We start from the raw sequence: 17,823 nt of genomic DNA on the forward strand, positions 1-17,823 counted from the left end.
CTGTATAAATCTTTTATCAATAATGAAAAGGATACCAATTCAGGTATCCTTTCAAAAGCCATTTTTTCTGTTATTACAACATAAGCTTAGACTGCGGCAGCAACCACTTGATCAGTTGTTAATACACCTTGTTCGATCAAACGGTTTGTACATGCAATAATCGCATCGATTGAAGAGGTTACGATGTTGTCGTGTACACCTGCACCAAATGCACTCTTACCTGTACCTTTGACTTGAAGTTCAATCAATGCAAGGGCTTTGGCATTTGCTCCTGAACTAATACTACGTTCTTCATAGTTCACAACGTCAATCGGTAACTGTAAAGCATTTAACATTGCTGAGATTGGGCCGTTACCTTCACCACGTAGGCGTTGAATTTCACCTTCAATTTCAATATCTAATTCAATGATTTGTGTGCCATTGATGTCTGATAATTGATAATGTTTAGTTTGGTAGTGATGGTTTTTGATATCGACATAAGTTTTCTCAAACAATGTCCAGATCTCATGTGCACTGATTTCAGTACCATTCTCATCAGTATGTTGTTGAACAATCTGACTAAATTCAATCTGAACACGACGTGGCAATGCAACGTTATAGTTTGATTCTAATAAGTAAGCGATACCACCTTTACCTGATTGACTATTTACACGAATAACAGCGTCATAGTCACGACCTAAATCTTTAGGATCGATTGGTAAATAAGGCATATCCCAAATTTCTTCGTTTTTCTGGAACTCAAAGCCTTTTTTGATCGCATCTTGGTGAGAACCAGAGAAAGCTGTGAAGACTAAATCACCTGCATATGGATGACGAGGGTGAACAGGTAAGCCTGTACATTCTTCAACAGTTGCAATGATTTCGTTGATGTTCGAGAAATCTAAATTTGGTGCAACACCTTGGGTATACATGTTCAAGGCAATTGCTGCAACATCGACATTACCCGTACGTTCGCCATTTCCAAACACACAACCCTCAACACGGTCAGCACCTGCCATAATGGCTAATTCAGATGCAGCAATACCACAACCACGGTCATTGTGACAGTGAACTGAGATAATTACGCCATCACGACGTTGCAAGTTACGGTGCATCCACTCAATTTGATCTGCATAAACATTTGGTGTTGAAACTTCAACTGTTGCAGGTAAGTTCAAAATCACTTTATTGGTTGGAGATGCTTCCCAAATTTCAGTAACCGCATCACAAACATCTTTGGCAACTTCTAATTCTGTTGCTGAGAAACATTCAGGGCTATATTGGAAAATCCATTCTGTTTCAGGATATTGTGCTGCATATTCTTTCACTTTATTCGCAGCATTAATCGCAAGTTGTTTCGCACCATTTACATCTACATTCAAAACTTTTTGACGGAAAGTCGGAGAGTTCGAGTTATAGATATGCACAATTGCACGTTTAGCACCAATCAATGACTCGAAAGTACGCTCAATCAAATGATCACGAGCTTGAACCAAGACTTCGATATAAACATCATCAGGAATCAAATTTTCTTCGATTAACATACGGGTAAAATCGAAATCAATTTGAGACGCAGATGGGAAACCAATTTCAATATGTTTAAAGCCGATTTTGACTAACATTTTGAACATCTTTAATTTTTGATCCATATTCATTGGTTCAAAAATCGCTTGGTTACCATCACGAAGGTCGGTACTCATCCAAATCGGTGCTTGGTTGATTTCGTTATTCGGCCATTGACGATCTGGTAAATCCACTCGTTGATACATACGGCGGTATTTTTTGCTTGGGTCAGCCAACATCATGAGGTAACTCCTTGTCATAGCAGGGGTCGCGGATTTTTATAAATGCAACGTACTATAAATATATATGGTGTCTATACGAATAAATTAAAAGAGAATATTTGGATCGAATGCCTTCAAACTTAGGCAATAAAATTTATACGCGCGCGAGGCGCAGCATCAGGAGAGCAGCAAGATGGTTTATATTCGACGGATGGGTAAAGCCGTAATTTGTTTTCATCATTAACCATTCAAAATTATGATTCGGTTTTGCAGCTATATTAATCATCTAATAAAAATCAGTCTAGGTGAAAATAAGCTGGCTGCAAAGGTCTATAACAGCATTCTAGCTCTTAATTGTGGAAAATGTTTTCCTGTTTTTTGCAAGAATTGATAGTTGAGTGGGATATTTTTTCTAAATAAGTCTATTTTTTAATAAAAATTATAGAATTTATTCTGAATGGCGAAAAATGAAGTGGTCAGAGTTCTGACCACATACGAATGAGATTGTGATAAATATTGGTGAGTTTCATTACTTCTGTATATGCATCACCATGATCTATGCGAAGTTGACGAATACTTTCATCCAAATTAAAGAGCATATGACGCTTTTGATCATCTCTAATCAAACTTTGTACCCAAAAAAAAGAAGCAAAACGGGTGCCACGCGTAATACTACTGACTTCATGCAAGCTTGTTGAAGGGTAGAGTACGACATCACCTGCTGGTAATTTCACTTCATGGTAGCCATAAGTATCCTCAATAACGAGATCACCACCATCATATTCTTCAGGTTCACTCAAAAATAAAGTACACGATAAATCTGTGCGAAGTTGTTGATGAGTCCCTCTCACTAAACGAATTGAATTATCGACATGAAAACCAAAACTTTCGTGTTCATCGTAGCGATTAAACAAAGGTGGAATCATTTGCTTGGGGAGTGCAGCTGCTTGGAAAGTTGGATTTTTCCAAATTGCATCCATCACAAGTGCACTAAGTTGGTGGGTTAAAGGGTCACTCTCTGAAAGTTGTTGATTACGTTTTACGGAAGCTGAGAGTGTGCCTGCTGTAATTTTTCCACCGACCCAATCTGCTGCTTCCATTAATTTACGGAATTCGGCGACTTGTTCTTTCGTCAAAACATTCGGAATGTGATGGATCACGGAGCATATCCCTTTCAATTGATTATTATAAAAAAATAGCCTCATAGAGAGGCTATTTTAGATGAGTTTAAGTAAATACCCTAATTTTTTTAAGGGATTTAGTACTTAAAGTTGATCGCAAGAACTGCGTTGCGGCCATCACCTTCGTTTGCGTAGTGTGAAGCATGAGCACTTGTAAAATAACGCTTATCTGAAATGTTATTTACATTCAACTGTAAGTTTACATTCTTGTTTACATCATACTTTGCCATCGCATTGTAGATAGTAAACGTTGGTAAAATTTTCGTTGAAGTGGTGGCTGTGTTTGGATTCGTATTCGCAAAAACTTGATCGCGATATTGAACGCCTGCACCAAGTGTTAATTTTGGAAGTACTTGGTATGTACTCCACAAGTTAGCACTCTGTTTAGCAACGAATGGAAGAGGGCGACCTTCTTGGGCAACTAAGTTATAAGCTGCTTTGGTTAATTCGCTATCTAAGTAGCTATAGCCAAGTGCCATTTCCCATTTATCAGTAATGTGACCTGTCAAAGCAAGTTCAAAACCATCAACTTTACTTTCACCAGCATTAGTTACTGTATTCGCATCTATATTAATACGTGTATTTTGCTTCTCAGTACGGAAGATTGCAGCTGTCGCATTGGCACGGTTGTTCCAAAGGCTCCATTTCGTTCCGATCTCAAATGTACGAGCTTTTTCTGGTTCTAAGTCTTTATTTGAAGCACTAAGTGAATCAAGATCAGGATCGATACCTACAGGGTTGGCAGCAGTTGCGAAACTTGCATAGATACTACCATGCTCTGTTGGGCGGAATACTACACCTGCTTGATAAGAGAAGTAGTCTGTATCATTTGAATACACAGTACCTGCTGGCGTTGTCACACCACGAGCTGTTACATCTTTGTTATATTTTAATTCTGTATCAAATTGATCCCAACGTACGCCAAGATTTAATAACCAATATTTATTGAATTCAATACTGTCTAATGCATATACAGATACTGTTTCATTGGTCATTGTAGTCTGTTTAGTATTTGGTGTTAGTGTGCCTAACCATGGATCATTCGCATTTGGATTATTGAGATCCGTGCACCAGCCATTGTTATCATTACATTTATCATTGAAACCAGCAGTCGTTGTACCTGTATATCCAGGATAACTAATATTATAGTTACCGCGATTGGTTTCTTCGCGATTATATTCAGCACCAACATTGAAGCTATGTGCTATTGCTCCAGTTTTGAATTTCCCAGCTAAAGAAAGTTGATCGGTAAATGCATCGGTGTCACGAATGGTCTGTGTTGCACGACGGTAGACTTTACCTTTGTAGATATTGCTTTTTGAATCATCTGGATTTGTATACATATAGCTTGCTTTAGAATGGCTATATGTTGCAGTGTTTGAAACTGTTAAGTCATCATTAAAATCATGTTCAAGCTTCAATGAGCCAATGTGGTTTTCACGCTTATCAAAATCACGATCCTTCCAGCCATAGTAAGAACCTTGTTTTACATTTGCTGGGCGACCATCAGCTTTGATCGAGCCTGGAGGTGGATTGTTAGGGTTGTTAAATGGAATGCCTGAATCTGGCTCATCATTACTTTTGATAAAGTAGTAACTTAAGGTCGCACGGTTTTCAGTTCCTAAACCGAAAGCTAGACTAGGCGCAATACCAACACGAGCATATTCTGCACCATTGTGCTGTCCTGGTTTCTCATTTTCATGACCCATCGCAATAACACGACCCGCGATTCCATTACCAAAGTCTTTGTTTGCGTCAAGTACGATATGCTTATAGTTATCTGTGCCGCCTGCAACACTTCCTTGATATTCATCACCTTCATGCGCAACTTTTGGAATCATGTTGATACTGCCACCAACACCACTTCCGCCAGTTAGAGCAGAGCTTGAGCCTTTAGTTACTTCGACTTGTTCAATCGCAAACATATCACGTGTTTGAGTTGTTGAGTTGCGCACACCATCTACATAGATCGCGCTTTGTCCGTTATAACCACGAATATAAGGAATATCTGTATACGGAATGCCGCCTTCACCAGCACCTAGTGTGATACCAGGCTCATTACGAAGTGCTTCTAATAAAGTATTTGAATTTGTTTCTTTCAATAACTTTTGAGATAAGACAGACACTGTCTTTGGTGTGTCTTTTAATGGCGCAACATATTTCTTGTTTGCAGATACATCAACTTTTAATTGTTCAGCAGTTGCTTCTGCATGAATCGTTGGGAGTTGAACCACATTTTCTTTATCTTGCGCGATTGCTGCAGTTGCAATCATAGAAAGAGATGATGCAATCGCAGATGAAACAAACTTCTTACGTGTTCTGATAAAAGAAGACATATCGTATCCATGTAAACCTTAAAATTCATGCAAATAATAATTATTCTTATTATTATATGCAATTTTTCTCGATTGGATTTAACGATGCTTAGATCATATAAATTTGGAAAAAGAAATAGAATAGTGTAGCGAAATGTAAGATTGTGTTGTAATTGATTGGGTGAAAATTAAGCATATTGATCTAATAGAATTCTTCACGAAATTACCCAAGAACAACCGAGTTTATTCATAAACTATGAAAAATAATAAATCGTGGATGACTTGCTGATATGTTCAGATCAACTTTTACTGCTAGAATGCTTGTCGAATTTTGTATATCAGCAAAGTTGTCATATAATGTGGCACTTTAAAAATTGTTACTACTAACTATATATCGAGGAAGCCATGCAAGTAACGACTGAAGCGGTTTCGGGCGTTGCCCGTCGTTTAAATGTTTCTGTACCGACGAGCCGTGTTAACGAGCAATTTGAAGCTCGCTTAAAACGCACTGCCAAAACTGTGAAGATCAACGGCTTCCGTCCAGGTAAAGTGCCTTTAAATGTTGTTCGCCGTGAATATGGTGCGAGCATCTATCAAGAAGTTGTGAATGACCTTATTCGCGATACAGTATTCGAAGCAATTCAACAAGAAAAAATCAATGCTGTAGGCATGCCGAACATTGAAAAAGTTGAAAACAAAGATGACGCTTTAGTTTATGAAGCGACTGTAGAAGTGTATCCAGAAGTAGAAGTTAAATCTTTTGCTGACTTAGAGATTGATCGTAAATCATCTGAAATCAACGATGCAGACGTTGATGTAATGATTGAAAACTTACAAAAGCAACGTGCTTCTTGGACTGAAACCAAAGGCATGGCGAAAAAAGATATGCAAGTGACTTTCGATTTCGAAGGTACTGTTGATGGTGAGAAGTTTGAAGGCGGTGCAGCTGAAGACTTTAAACTTGTTCTTGGTTCAGGTCGTATGATTCCTGGCTTTGAAGACGGTATCGTTGGCATGAAGAAAGGCGAAGAGAAAGTTATTGATGTAACTTTCCCTGAAGACTACCAAGCTGAAAATTTAGCAGGTAAAGCAGCTCAGTTTAAAATCACTGTGAAACTTGTTGAAAAACAAAAACTTCCAGAGATTGATGCTGAATTCTTAAAAATCTTTGGTTTAACTGAAGAAGAAGGCTTAGACAAGTTAAAAGCTGACGTTCGTAAAAACATGGAACGTGAAGTTCGTAACGGTCTTCGCAACCAAGTTAAACAAGCTGCGTTTGATGCGCTTGTAGCTGCGAACGAAATCGAAGTTCCAGCATCAATGGTTGCTCAAGAAATTGATCGTCAACGTCAACAAATGATCCAACAATTCACTCAACAGTTTGGTGCTCAAGGTGCAGGCGCATTTGACAGCAGCATGCTTCCAGATGAATTGTTCAAAGAACAAGCTGAGAAATCAGTGAAGCTTGGTGTATTGGTAAGCAAAGTATTAGCTGATGCTAAACTTGAAGTTGACCAAGCACGCGTTGATGCTTATATCAATGACATGGCTTCTTCTTATGAAGATCCAACAGAAGTTGTTGAATACTTCAAAAATGACAAACAACAACGTGCTCAAATCGAAGCAGTTGTGTTAGAAGACCAAGTTGTTGATCACATCTTGGCTGCTGCTAAAGTAAATGATGTGGCTGTAAGCTACGAAGACTTATTAAAAGAACAACAAGCTCGCCGTGGCTAATCTTTTAAAAGTTGAAAAGAAAGGCGCGTAATGCGCCTTTTTTTATATGTGTTATGAATGTGTTAATTTGTCTAAAAAATGCCAGATTTTAGTCTAAATATTCGAATATTTCAGATTGAACCTTTTGCAATTTCAGCGATTATCCCTCATATTGTTGGCATAGATCGAGTCACAATAATTTAGGAATAAGTAAACATATGTATGTTCCAACAATTGAAAATGCTTTAGTTCCTGTTGTCGTTGAACAATCATCTCGTGGTGAGCGTTCTTTTGATATTTACTCACGTTTGTTACGTGAGCGTGTTATTTTCTTGACAGGTGAAGTTGAAGATAACATGGCGAATTTAATCGTCGCGCAGATGTTATTTTTAGAAGCAGAAAACCCAGAAAAAGATATTCACCTTTATATTAACTCTCCAGGTGGTTCAGTAACGGCAGGTATGGCAATTTACGATACTATGCAGTTTATTAAGCCCGATGTTGTGACATACTGTATGGGGCAAGCTGCCTCTATGGGTGCATTCCTTTTGAATGCTGGTGCAAAAGGTAAACGTTATTGCTTGGAAAATGCACGTGTGATGATCCATCAACCATTAGGTGGTTTCCGTGGACAAGCATCTGATATTGAAATCCATGCACGTGAGATTTTGTTTATTAAAGAGCGTTTAAATCGTTTAATGGCGCAACATAGCGGACAGGATTACGAGACAGTTGCTCGTGATACTGATCGTGATAATTTCATGACTGCTGAAGCTGCAAAACAGTATGGTTTGGTTGATCAAGTACTTAGTAAGCGTCCGTAATTTTTAAGATTCAAGATTGGAGTAAATATGTCCGAACATCCTCAAGGACAAAAACATTGTTCATTTTGCGGTAAAACGCAGTCTGAAGTCGGGAAACTGATTGCAGGTGAGGACGCATATATTTGTAATGAATGTGTAGATGTCTGCTTAGACTTAGTTCAAACAAGTCAACAGGTTGAAGCGGGTGATTGGGCAACCAAAGCACTGCCAAAGCCACATGAAATACGTGCAGCGCTTGATCAATATGTCATTGGGCAGGATCTTGCGAAGAAAACGTTATCTGTTGCGGTGTATAACCACTATAAGCGTTTGAAAGTTGGGCAAACACATCATGCACATCAAGACATCGAAATTGCTAAGAGTAATATTTTATTAATTGGACCAACAGGTTCTGGTAAGACTTTACTTGCTCAAACACTTGCACGTTTACTTGATGTCCCTTTTGCTATGGCGGATGCGACAACACTTACCGAAGCGGGTTACGTGGGTGAAGATGTTGAAAATATCGTGCAAAAATTGCTGCAAAAGGCAGATTATGATGTAGAGAAAGCTCAAAAAGGCATTATCTATATTGATGAAATTGACAAGATCACGCGTAAGTCTGAGAATCCATCGATTACTCGGGATGTTTCGGGTGAGGGTGTACAACAAGCATTATTAAAAATGATTGAAGGTACAGTGGCTTCGATTCCTCCACAAGGAGGGCGTAAGCATCCTCAACAAGAATTTATCCAAATCGATACTTCAAATATATTATTTATTTGCGGTGGCGCATTCTCAGGTTTGGAAAAAATTGTACAGCAACGTCAGGAAAAAGGCGGTATCGGTTTCACAGCTGATGTGAAAAATAAAGATGACAGTAAAAAAGTCTCTGAGTTATTCCGTCAGGTTGAAGCAACAGATTTGGTGAAATTTGGTTTAATTCCTGAATTTATCGGTCGTTTGCCAGTGATTGCAACGCTTGATGAGTTGGATGAAGAAGCATTGATGCAGATTTTGACTGAACCAAAAAATGCATTAACTCGCCAATATCAGTATTTATTCACGATGGAAGATGTTGACCTTGTATTTGATGAGTCTGCATTACGAGCAGTGGCGAAGAAAGCCCTTGAGCGTAATACTGGCGCACGTGGTCTACGTTCTATCTTGGAAAATGTACTACTTGAAACAATGTATGATTTACCAAGTCGCAAAGATGTCGGCACGGTTATTGTTGATGAGGCTGTGATTAATGGAACAGCTAAACCGACATATAAGCCAGAGCGTTTACCACAAACGACAGCGGCTGAATTGATTGAGAAGAAAGATTTGAAAGTTGTAGATTCAAAATCTGCTTAATTCACATTCATCTAAAAAAGCATGAAAGGCTTAGCTTTTCATGCTTTTTTTATTTGCAATTGAACGGTGAGGTGTTAATCTTAAAAATTGAATAATCCGCATAGTTTTGCGCTGTTAAAAATAAATCCAAGAAAACGCCTTGAGGGATGTCATGCGTTATTTAATATTGTCATTATGTTGTGTAGGGATTTTGGCGGGCTGTCAAAGCCATAAAGCAGTTGAAGAAAATCCAGCCGTCTTAACAGCAACTTTACCTCCTGTCGATACAGATAAGAAACCAGGTTTATTTGATCAATATCATGTGGGGGGGTTTACTGTTGGTGGATGGGTAAACCAAAAATTAGGTCAATATTACGCTCCTATCAAGCCACAAAATGAGCAAGCCGCGGTAGTCTATTTATATCGCCCAGACACTCGCTGGAATCGCCAAGAAATTGCTGCTGCTAATCTATTTATCAATGGTCATCGCATTCCAAGTCTATTACATAATCATTATTATTGGTTGGAATTACCAGCTGGAACTTATCGCTTAAGTGTAAGTCGTCCTTTAGCAGGTTTGCATTTTCAAAAACCGAAATATTTAGATTTTACAGTTGATGCAGCTCAAACTTATTTCATTAAATATGACGAAGAGAATAAGTTACCAAGAAGTGAGCCAACAGGTCCATTTATGTCAATGCCAGAGAAAGTCGCACGTCAAGAAATTGCATTTACTCGATTAAAATCATCTAGTTATAATTTTGTTGCGCAAGATGCTTCAGGTAAAGTTCGTTCTAAGCCTCAGGAGTTAAAACCTGCTAAATATGATCAAAAGTCAGAGGTTCACTTGGTTAAACCATTTAAACTTTGGAATCCTTTAACTTGGTAATTGATTGTATTAATGAGCAATTTCTATTCCTGTTGAATTAGTGGTTGAATGATAGATAGAAATTGCTCTTTCAATTGAATGCTTTGTTCAGGATCGCTTAGCGTTTTTTGGCTTAGGGTATTCATATATTGAAATACATTTGTACTAATCTGTAAGTTTTTCTGATTGATTGACTTACCCTCAGGGGTTTTTAAAAACTTTAAATAAGCCTGAATTTCTTCTTCACTGAGTGTGTCTTTATAAATTTTTTCAATCGCTTGAATTGTTTCAGGTCGAGCAAATAATTTTGAACTAGTCTCTTTTAATAATTGGCTGAGTTCTAATACTGCTAAGAGTTCTTGATTGGTTGTTAATTTTTCTTTATTTAAAATACCTAAAATAATCCTTTCAGCTTCTAAGTCTAAAGCAGGTTGCATTTCTTCAAAGGAGTTATTCAGTACTTTTTCTAAGTCACTGGCTTTAATTAATTCTTGAACAGATTTAGTTTGCGCAGGAGTAGCTGATACATTCTGTGAAGTACAAATAGCAAGGCATAGCAGCAGATAATGGAATGGTTTTATGTTCATATTTGCCTCGTTATTGTTATTCATTTTTATAATTTAACAGAAGCTTTAAATAAAAAAACAGCCGAATGCAGTGATTCGGCTATTTTTTTGATGAGCGGATTATTGTGCCGCAGCATCTACAACTGGAATTTTACCAATTTTTGCTTGCCAGATTTTTGGAGCAGTTGCGTGGATAGACGTACCATTCACATCAACGGCAACAGAAACAGGCATATCTTCAACCACAAACTTGTAGATTGCTTCCATACCGAGGTCAGCAAATGCAACAACTTCAGCTTCACGTACAGCTTTAGAAACGAGGTAAGCAGCGCCACCCACAGCCATTAAGTAAGTTGCTTTATTGTCTTTGATTGCTTCAACAGCCGCTGGACCACGATCCGCTTTACCGATCATGCCGAACAAGCCAGTTGCTTCTAAGACTTGACGCGTAAATTTATCCATACGCGTTGCAGTTGTAGGACCAGCAGGACCAACGACTTCATCACGAACAGGATCAACAGGACCAACGTAGTAAATGAATTTACCTTTTAAGTCGACTGGAAGTTCTTCACCATTGTTTAACATGTCGACCATGCGCTTATGTGCAGCATCACGACCAGTATAAATTGTACCGTTAAGAAGTAATGTATCGCCTGGTTTCCAAGAATTCATTTCTTCTTGTGTAATGGTATCTAGATTCACACGTTTTGATTGAGATGAATCCCAAGTTACGGCAGGGTAGTCTTCAAGTTTAGGTGCTTGGATGTGTGCTACACCTGTACCATCTAACTGGAAGTGTGCGTGGCGTGTGGCCGCACAGTTCGGAATCATACCCACTGGTTTACCCGCAGCGTGACATGGGTAATCCTTGATTTTAATATCAAGAACAGTCGTCAAACCACCAAGACCTTGAGCACCAATACCCAGCGCATTTACTTTTTCGAAGATCTCGATACGGAGTTCTTCCATCTTACTTTGTGGGCCACGACGAAGTAATTCGTCCATGTTGATTTCTTCCATGAGTGCTTCTTTTGCAAGCATCATGGCTTTTTCAGCAGTACCACCGATACCAATACCGAGCATACCTGGTGGACACCAGCCTGCACCCATCGTTGGTACAGTTTTAAGTACCCAATCTACGATTGAATCAGATGGGTTTAGCATCGCAAGTTTGGATTTATTTTCTGAACCGCCACCTTTAGCTGCAACGGTAATATCAACTTTATTACCTGGTACGAGTTTGTAGTGGATGACAGCAGGTGTATTGTCTTTAGTATTTTTACGACCAAAAGCTGGATCAGCAAGCACTGAAGCACGAAGTACGTTAGAGTTTTCTAAGTAACCTTGGCGTACACCTTCGTTCACTGCATCGTCTAAGCTCATGGTTAAATCAAATTTAACATCTAAGCCGACTTCAAGGAAAACGTTGACGATCCCTGTATCTTGACAGATAGGTCGATGACCTTCAGCACACATACGTGAGTTGATGAGGATTTGAGCAATTGCATCTTTTGCAGCTTTGTTTTCTTCACGATCATAAGCACGGCTCATCGCTTGGATGAAGTCTTGAGGGTGATAGTAAGAAATAAACTGGAGGGCATCCTTGATTGATGTAATCAAGTCATCTTGTTTGATGATCGTTGTCATATCAAAATTCTCTTGAGCGGGCGATAAGCTGGCGGGCTAAATTATATGACAAAAAGCTTGGATTGTGGGAGTTTTAAACGACTTTTGGCTAAAGGTCTATATACAAAAGTAGATTTTAAAATATGTGAAACTTCAAAGATTAGCTTAGTTTTTTTCGCATCTGTGAAGGTGCATATCCAAAATGTTTTTTAAAACGATGGCTAAAATGACTGCTCGAGCTAAAGCCATATCGCATTGAAATTTCAGTTAAATTTAATTTGGTTGCGTGTAGAGCTTGATGGGCTAACTCAAGTCGACGTTGCATCACGTATTGGTGTGGTGGCATTTTCATGGATTGTTTGAACATATGCGCAAAATGATATTCACTTAATTGCGCTTGTTCAGCTAAATCCGTGAGCGTCAAACTTAAATGCAAATGTTGATCAATCCATTGTAAAACTTGTTTGAGCACATATGGTGAAAGCCCACCTTTTACGACAGGTGCTTGCCACTGTGCATGACTATAATTCTTGATGAGATGATTAAGCAATAGCGTAGTTGCTGTACTCATCTGTAAATGATTTTCGCGGTTTTCCCATTCAGCATTCAGTAAAAAATGCCGATAGATTATTGAGATTTGGGGATCAGCGACGAAGATTTGTGGATTTAAAATAATTTGGCTAGGTTCTTTATCCCAAACTTGTTCTGCTACACGTTTTAGATGTTGTTCTGTGTAGTAAAGATGAACAAAAGTTAGTGGATCACGCAAGTCCCATGTTGACTCATAATCTTGGGGCATGAGGCACATACGGTCAGGCCCACCGCCATTGTGCCAACCTTGAGGTGTCTTTTGATAACTCTGATAACCACCATGAATATACATACTTAAAGTATGGTGATTGCTACAGACATTGACGCGATCTTGATTATTTTCCCACATGGCCAATTGCATACCTGAACCCAATTCAACTGAGTCAAGCAATTGAGCTTTATGTTGCTGTAATTGATCAAGAATTTGATATTTCATCTTCTATACAAAGTGTTAAGTATGATTGTTTTAAGTGTAGGACGTTCAGCCTTAGTTGTCATCTGAATATAACGAACATTAAAAAACGCAAGTAAATGACAATCATCACAAGAAAATGAAAGAAATGAAATGCTGCAAAGATGCAAACTTTTCAATGTGGTATTAAGTTTGGTTAAAAAGCTATGAATGTATTGTTATATGCTTTGGTTGTGGTGATCTGGGGGACGACATGGATTGCAATTACACTGCAACAGCAAAGTGAAATATCGACCACAGTTGCGGTGTTTTGGCGATTTTTTATTTCAGCAATCGTCTTGTTTGCTTTTGTTGTGATGAGTCGCAAGTTGCAAAAACTGGCAACTCACGATCATTTATTTTGCTTGTTGCAGGCATGCTGTATTTTTGGATTTAACTTTGTCTGTTTCTATTATGCAGTGCAATACATTAGTAGTGGCTTGGAAGCGGTGATCTTTTCGATGGCTGTGATTTTCAATACGATCAATGCCAAACTATTCTTTGCTCAGCAAATATCGTCACGTTTTTATCCTGCTGCATTATTTGGTCTGTTTGGGATCATCGCTTTGTTTTGGCACGATGTCATGGGTACAACCTTGAATAGCAATACGTTGATGGGTATTGGACTATGTATTTTAGGGACTTATGGTTTTTCTCTAGGAAACATGATTAGTACGCGCCATCAAAAACAAGGATTGGATATTTTTACGACTAATGCCTATGCCATGTTGTATGGTTCTTTGCTAATGGCTTTAATTTCATGGTTTAAGCATGACAACTTTTTTCCGAGCATGTCAGGGAGTTCGGTTAGCGCATTACTGTATTTAGCGATTTTTGGTTCAGTGATTGGCTTTACGGCTTACTTTTATTTGGTTGGTCGAATTGGGGCGGGGAAAGCTGCATATAGCACCTTGTTATTTCCTTTGGTGGCGTTGGTTATATCGACTATATGGGAAGGTTATCATTGGCAAATGAATGCGGTGATTGGTGTGATTCTCATTTTATGTGGTAATGCGATTTTCTTTATCAAACTGCCACGATTCAGAGCAATTAAAACTTCATAGCCAAGAACATAAAAAGCCATCAACGTTGATCAAGTGATGGCTTTTTCTTTATTGCAAAAAGGTCGGACTAGTCTTGTTGCTTTGCCTGAATCGCAGTCAAGGCAATGGTAAACACAATATCATCCACCAAAGCGCCACGAGACAAATCATTTACGGGTTTGTTTAAGCCTTGTAGCATCGGGCCGACACTTACAACATTGGCAGCACGTTGCACCGCTTTGTAGGTTGTATTACCTGTATTGAGGTCAGGGAAGATAAATACGTTGGCGCGACCAGCTACTTGCGAGTCTGGTGCTTTTTGGCGACCAACACTTTCAACGGACGCTGCATCGTATTGTAAAGGACCATCAATCAATAAATCAGGGCGGCGTTGTTTTGCAATTTTAGTCGCTTCTGCAACTTTTTCCACATCCGCACCAGTCCCCGAAGTTCCTGTTGAATAACTGATCATTGCAATACGAGGGTCGAGACCAAAAGCTTTTGCAGAATCAGCCGATTGAATCGCAATCTCTGCAAGCTGTTCAGCATTTGGATCAGGATTAATTGCACAGTCTCCGTATACATAAACTTCATCAGGCAATAGCATGAAAAAGATTGATGAAACCAGTGAGTAATTTGGTGCAGTTTTTATTAATTGAAATGCTGGACGTACAGTATTGGCCGTTGTATGAATGGCACCTGAAACTAAACCATCAACCTGATCAAGTGCTAGCATCATCGTACCGAGAACCACAGTGTCTTGCAGTTGAGCTTTAGCTTGTAGTGCATCAAGCTTACCTTTACGCAATTCAACCATCGGTTCAATATATTGGTCACGAATGCTGTCAGGGTCAATAATTTCTAAATCATTTGGTAGTTGAATGCCACGTGCTTTTGCAACCTCAGCAACTGATTCTGGTTTTGCAAGCAAGATACAGTGCGCGATTCCGCGAGATTGGCAAATTGCAGCAGCTTGAACAGTACGTGGTTCATCACCTTCAGGTAGAACGATACGCTTCTTGGCTGCAATCGATTTTTGTACCAACTCGTAGCGGAAAGCAGAAGGGGATAATCGTGGATGTAGATTATTCTGAGTATGTTGATCAAGCCAGTTATTATCAATATGACTAGAAACAAAGCGAGTTACTTGTTCAGCACGCTCAGTATCATCGACTGGGATTTCATTACCAAAATGGTGTAAGCGCTGAGCTGTTTCTAGCGTATCTAAAGGTGTGTGTAAAATAGGTAAACCTTGTTTTATGGCACCTTGGCAGAACTCTAGAACGTTATTCGCTGGGGCCGATTGTTCTGTTAAAACTAATCCAGCTAAAGGAATCCCGTTGCTAGTTGCGACACTGGCTGCAAGTAAAGTGTCAGTTCGCTGTGCTGCACTGATGATCAGCTCACCAGCAACGAATTTTTGCAATTCGGCTTCGATATCTGAAGCAATCAAGCTAGTATGAAGAATTCGACGTTGTTTTGCTTCACCCTCGTGTAACCAAGTCCCATCAACCACCGATGCAATGTCTAAACTGCGTAGAACACTCAGAATGTTGCTAAAAGGGACTAAACCAATAATCGGTAAGTCATCTGTGCCCATAAAACGATTATAACGTTGCAGTTCTTTTGAAAATTCTGCAATTTTTTCATCTAAACGTAAGCTTGGGTCGAGTGTAACAGGAATCTCAGCCGTGCCTTCAGGAAGTCCTTTGGTGCGCATAAAGAGCACACCTGTAGTACGTGCTGATGCAGCACCACCAAATTGACGTAGATGTGCATCAACTTTTTCAGCTGTTTTACGTGGGTCTGCAAGATCAGCTGTACTGACTAATACGACTTGTGCATCTAGTGCTTGTGCAAGTGCGGCATTGATTTCACTAGCAAAATGATCCTGACCATTTGGGACAAGTCCTTCAACAATAATGACATCATGATTTGCAGCGATTTGACGATGTAAGGCAACTGCTTCTTCGAGTAATTCGTCAGTTTCACCCAAAGCAATCAGTTGAGTTAACTTTTCATAAATAATCGGTTCAACTGACTTATGTTGAAAAAGGTGACTATACAGCGTAGTAGTACGGTCAATGGTGGTATCTGCAATTTGTGAAAAAGGTTTTAGAAACCCTGCGTTAATCCCTTTGCAATCCAATGCGTAAATCATACCTAAGCATGCTGATGTTAAACCAACACCTTCACCTGTAGGGATCAATAAAATTGTATTCATAATGACCTTAATTTTTGTCTAACTGTTTTGTGGTTTAAGCAGTCTGTTCAATGACTTGACGCGTTTCTTTGGCAATACGCCCTTCTTCATCGGTTGGAACAACCCAAATTTGAGGACCTGTTCCAGCATCAATTCGTCCTTCAGTACCACGTGCTAGGGCATTGTTTTTATCTTGGCTAAACTGTAAGCCGAAGTGTGGTAAATATCCCAACGTTTTTTCACGTACGTAAGCTGAGTTTTCACCGATCCCACCCGTAAATACTAAACCATCCAAACGTGGTAGACCGCAACTTAAAGCTGACAGAGATTTGGCTAAGCGATAACAGAACACTTCGATTGCCAAAGTCGCACCTTCATGACCATTTTCAGAAGCTTCCACGAGGGTACGCATATCATTGGATAAGCCTGATAAACCAAGTAAACCACTTTCTTTGTTTAGCATGGTGTCGATCTTTTGAATATCCCACCCTAAGTTACTAGCTAAAAATAAGTGTAAGCTTGGATCAACATCACCACTACGTGTACCCATAACTACACCTTCTAAAGGTGTCATACCCATAGAGGTATCAAGGCTTTGACCATTCCAAACTGCACAAGTAGAACTGCCATTGCCTAGGTGAGCGCTGAGCCAGCCGCCTTGATTTTTGGCACCTGCAAGTTCGCTGGCACGTTCAGTGACATAGGCATGGCTAGTTCCATGGAAGCCATAACGACGTACTTGATGTTCAGTATATAAATTTTGTGGCAATGCATAACGATATGCACGTTCAGGCATCGTTTGGTGGAATGCAGTATCGAAAACAGCAACTTGCGGTAATTCTGGGAATAAGCGCATGGTTGCTTCGATTCCTATCAAATGCGCAGGATTGTGTAGAGGTGCAAGTGGTGTGGCTGCTTCGATACGCTTCACGATTTCAGGTGTTAAAAGTTCGGCTTTCGTTAGATTTCCACCATGAACCACACGATGTCCAATTGCTTGAGGATTATAATTTGCTAAACGAGCTAATAACGTTTCCAGTGCTTTTGCATGATCTGCATGTGGAATTGATAATTCAAGCGGTTCGCCACCGACCGTTACCCCCTTAATACGCGCATCAGCAGAGCCTAAGTTTTCTGCCAAGCCATAAATACGATCTTCACGACGTTCTGAAACAAGCGCGTATTTGATCGACGATGAACCACAGTTAATTACAAGTACAGATTTAGCCACGTTTGAACACCTAACTGATTTTAAATTTTATGACGAACACTTTGATCTTGCTGCAACGCATGGGGCAGTGGAATCAAGCGCAATGTTTTAACATGGGTTGTAACTTAGGCGAAGATAGACTTTAGCCT

13 protein-coding genes are annotated in these 17,823 nt (G+C 39.4%); 5 read left to right on the forward strand and 8 right to left on the reverse strand.

Annotated elements, in window-relative coordinates; all coding sequences use genetic code 11:
• Window positions 1-86: 86 nt before the first annotated feature.
• The 3 genes from leuA to ACSC97_RS06565 all read right to left on the reverse strand — a co-directional run bounded on the left by leuA (window position 87) and on the right by ACSC97_RS06565 (window position 5,280).
• Window positions 87-1,784, reverse strand: a complete 1,698-nt coding sequence (gene leuA, locus ACSC97_RS06555) for a 2-isopropylmalate synthase (protein WP_005403228.1) — start codon at window positions 1,782-1,784, stop codon at window positions 87-89.
• 455 nt (window positions 1,785-2,239) lie between these two features.
• The gene (locus tag ACSC97_RS06560) at window positions 2,240-2,923 is read right to left on the reverse strand and encodes a Fe2+-dependent dioxygenase (RefSeq protein ID WP_168154847.1); all 684 of its coding nucleotides are present in this window, start codon (window positions 2,921-2,923) and stop codon (window positions 2,240-2,242) included.
• Window positions 2,924-3,021: 98 nt separating this feature from the next.
• A complete protein-coding gene (locus ACSC97_RS06565; protein ID WP_151825808.1) occupies window positions 3,022-5,280 on the reverse strand; it encodes a TonB-dependent receptor in 2,259 nt (752 codons plus the stop codon).
• 384 nt (window positions 5,281-5,664) lie between these two features.
• Here ACSC97_RS06565 and tig point away from each other — a divergent pair, with 384 nt between their 5' ends.
• From tig to ACSC97_RS06585, 4 genes are all read left to right on the forward strand, one after another.
• The gene (gene tig / locus ACSC97_RS06570; RefSeq protein WP_004909227.1) at window positions 5,665-6,996 is read left to right on the forward strand and encodes a trigger factor; all 1,332 of its coding nucleotides are present in this window, start codon (window positions 5,665-5,667) and stop codon (window positions 6,994-6,996) included.
• 197 nt (window positions 6,997-7,193) lie between these two features.
• Window positions 7,194-7,799 carry an ATP-dependent Clp endopeptidase proteolytic subunit ClpP gene (gene clpP, locus ACSC97_RS06575; RefSeq protein ID WP_004909225.1) on the forward strand — a complete coding sequence of 202 codons (606 nt, stop codon included), beginning with the start codon at window positions 7,194-7,196 and terminating at the stop codon, window positions 7,797-7,799.
• Window positions 7,800-7,826: 27 nt separating this feature from the next.
• Entirely contained in the window at window positions 7,827-9,137 is a 1,311-nt protein-coding gene (clpX, locus tag ACSC97_RS06580) for an ATP-dependent Clp protease ATP-binding subunit ClpX (protein ID WP_039048174.1), read from the forward strand.
• Between the two features lie 151 nt (window positions 9,138-9,288).
• Window positions 9,289-10,005, forward strand: coding sequence for a DUF2846 domain-containing protein (locus ACSC97_RS06585; protein ID WP_004909219.1), 717 nt, complete (start codon window positions 9,289-9,291; stop codon window positions 10,003-10,005).
• A 23-nt stretch (window positions 10,006-10,028) separates the two neighbouring features.
• Here the strand turns inward: ACSC97_RS06585 and ACSC97_RS06590 are convergent, their stop codons facing one another.
• From ACSC97_RS06590 to ACSC97_RS06600, 3 genes are all read right to left on the reverse strand, one after another.
• Complete coding sequence (locus ACSC97_RS06590) at window positions 10,029-10,571, reverse strand: DUF2059 domain-containing protein (RefSeq protein WP_283324450.1); 543 nt, start codon at window positions 10,569-10,571, stop codon at window positions 10,029-10,031.
• A gap of 99 nt (window positions 10,572-10,670) precedes the next feature.
• Window positions 10,671-12,197, reverse strand: a complete 1,527-nt coding sequence (locus ACSC97_RS06595) for a fumarate hydratase (RefSeq protein ID WP_004909213.1) — start codon at window positions 12,195-12,197, stop codon at window positions 10,671-10,673.
• Window positions 12,198-12,336: 139 nt separating this feature from the next.
• Entirely contained in the window at window positions 12,337-13,203 is an 867-nt protein-coding gene (locus tag ACSC97_RS06600; RefSeq protein ID WP_436660000.1) for a helix-turn-helix transcriptional regulator, read from the reverse strand.
• Between the two features lie 182 nt (window positions 13,204-13,385).
• Between ACSC97_RS06600 and ACSC97_RS06605 the strand changes: the two genes are divergently transcribed.
• The gene (locus ACSC97_RS06605) at window positions 13,386-14,282 is read left to right on the forward strand and encodes a DMT family transporter (RefSeq protein ID WP_436660002.1); all 897 of its coding nucleotides are present in this window, start codon (window positions 13,386-13,388) and stop codon (window positions 14,280-14,282) included.
• 67 nt (window positions 14,283-14,349) lie between these two features.
• On the opposite strand, the gene pta is transcribed toward ACSC97_RS06605, so the two are convergent.
• On the reverse strand, window positions 14,350-16,485 hold the full coding sequence (gene pta / locus ACSC97_RS06610) for a phosphate acetyltransferase (RefSeq protein WP_436660004.1): 2,136 nt from the start codon (window positions 16,483-16,485) through the stop codon (window positions 14,350-14,352).
• A 34-nt stretch (window positions 16,486-16,519) separates the two neighbouring features.
• Window positions 16,520-17,695, reverse strand: a complete 1,176-nt coding sequence (locus ACSC97_RS06615; protein WP_005403220.1) for an acetate/propionate family kinase — start codon at window positions 17,693-17,695, stop codon at window positions 16,520-16,522.
• Window positions 17,696-17,823: the final 128 nt, after the last annotated feature.

The organism is Acinetobacter sp. P1(2025), from assembly GCF_051390655.1.
In the GTDB taxonomy this organism is placed as follows: domain Bacteria; phylum Pseudomonadota; class Gammaproteobacteria; order Pseudomonadales; family Moraxellaceae; genus Acinetobacter; species Acinetobacter junii.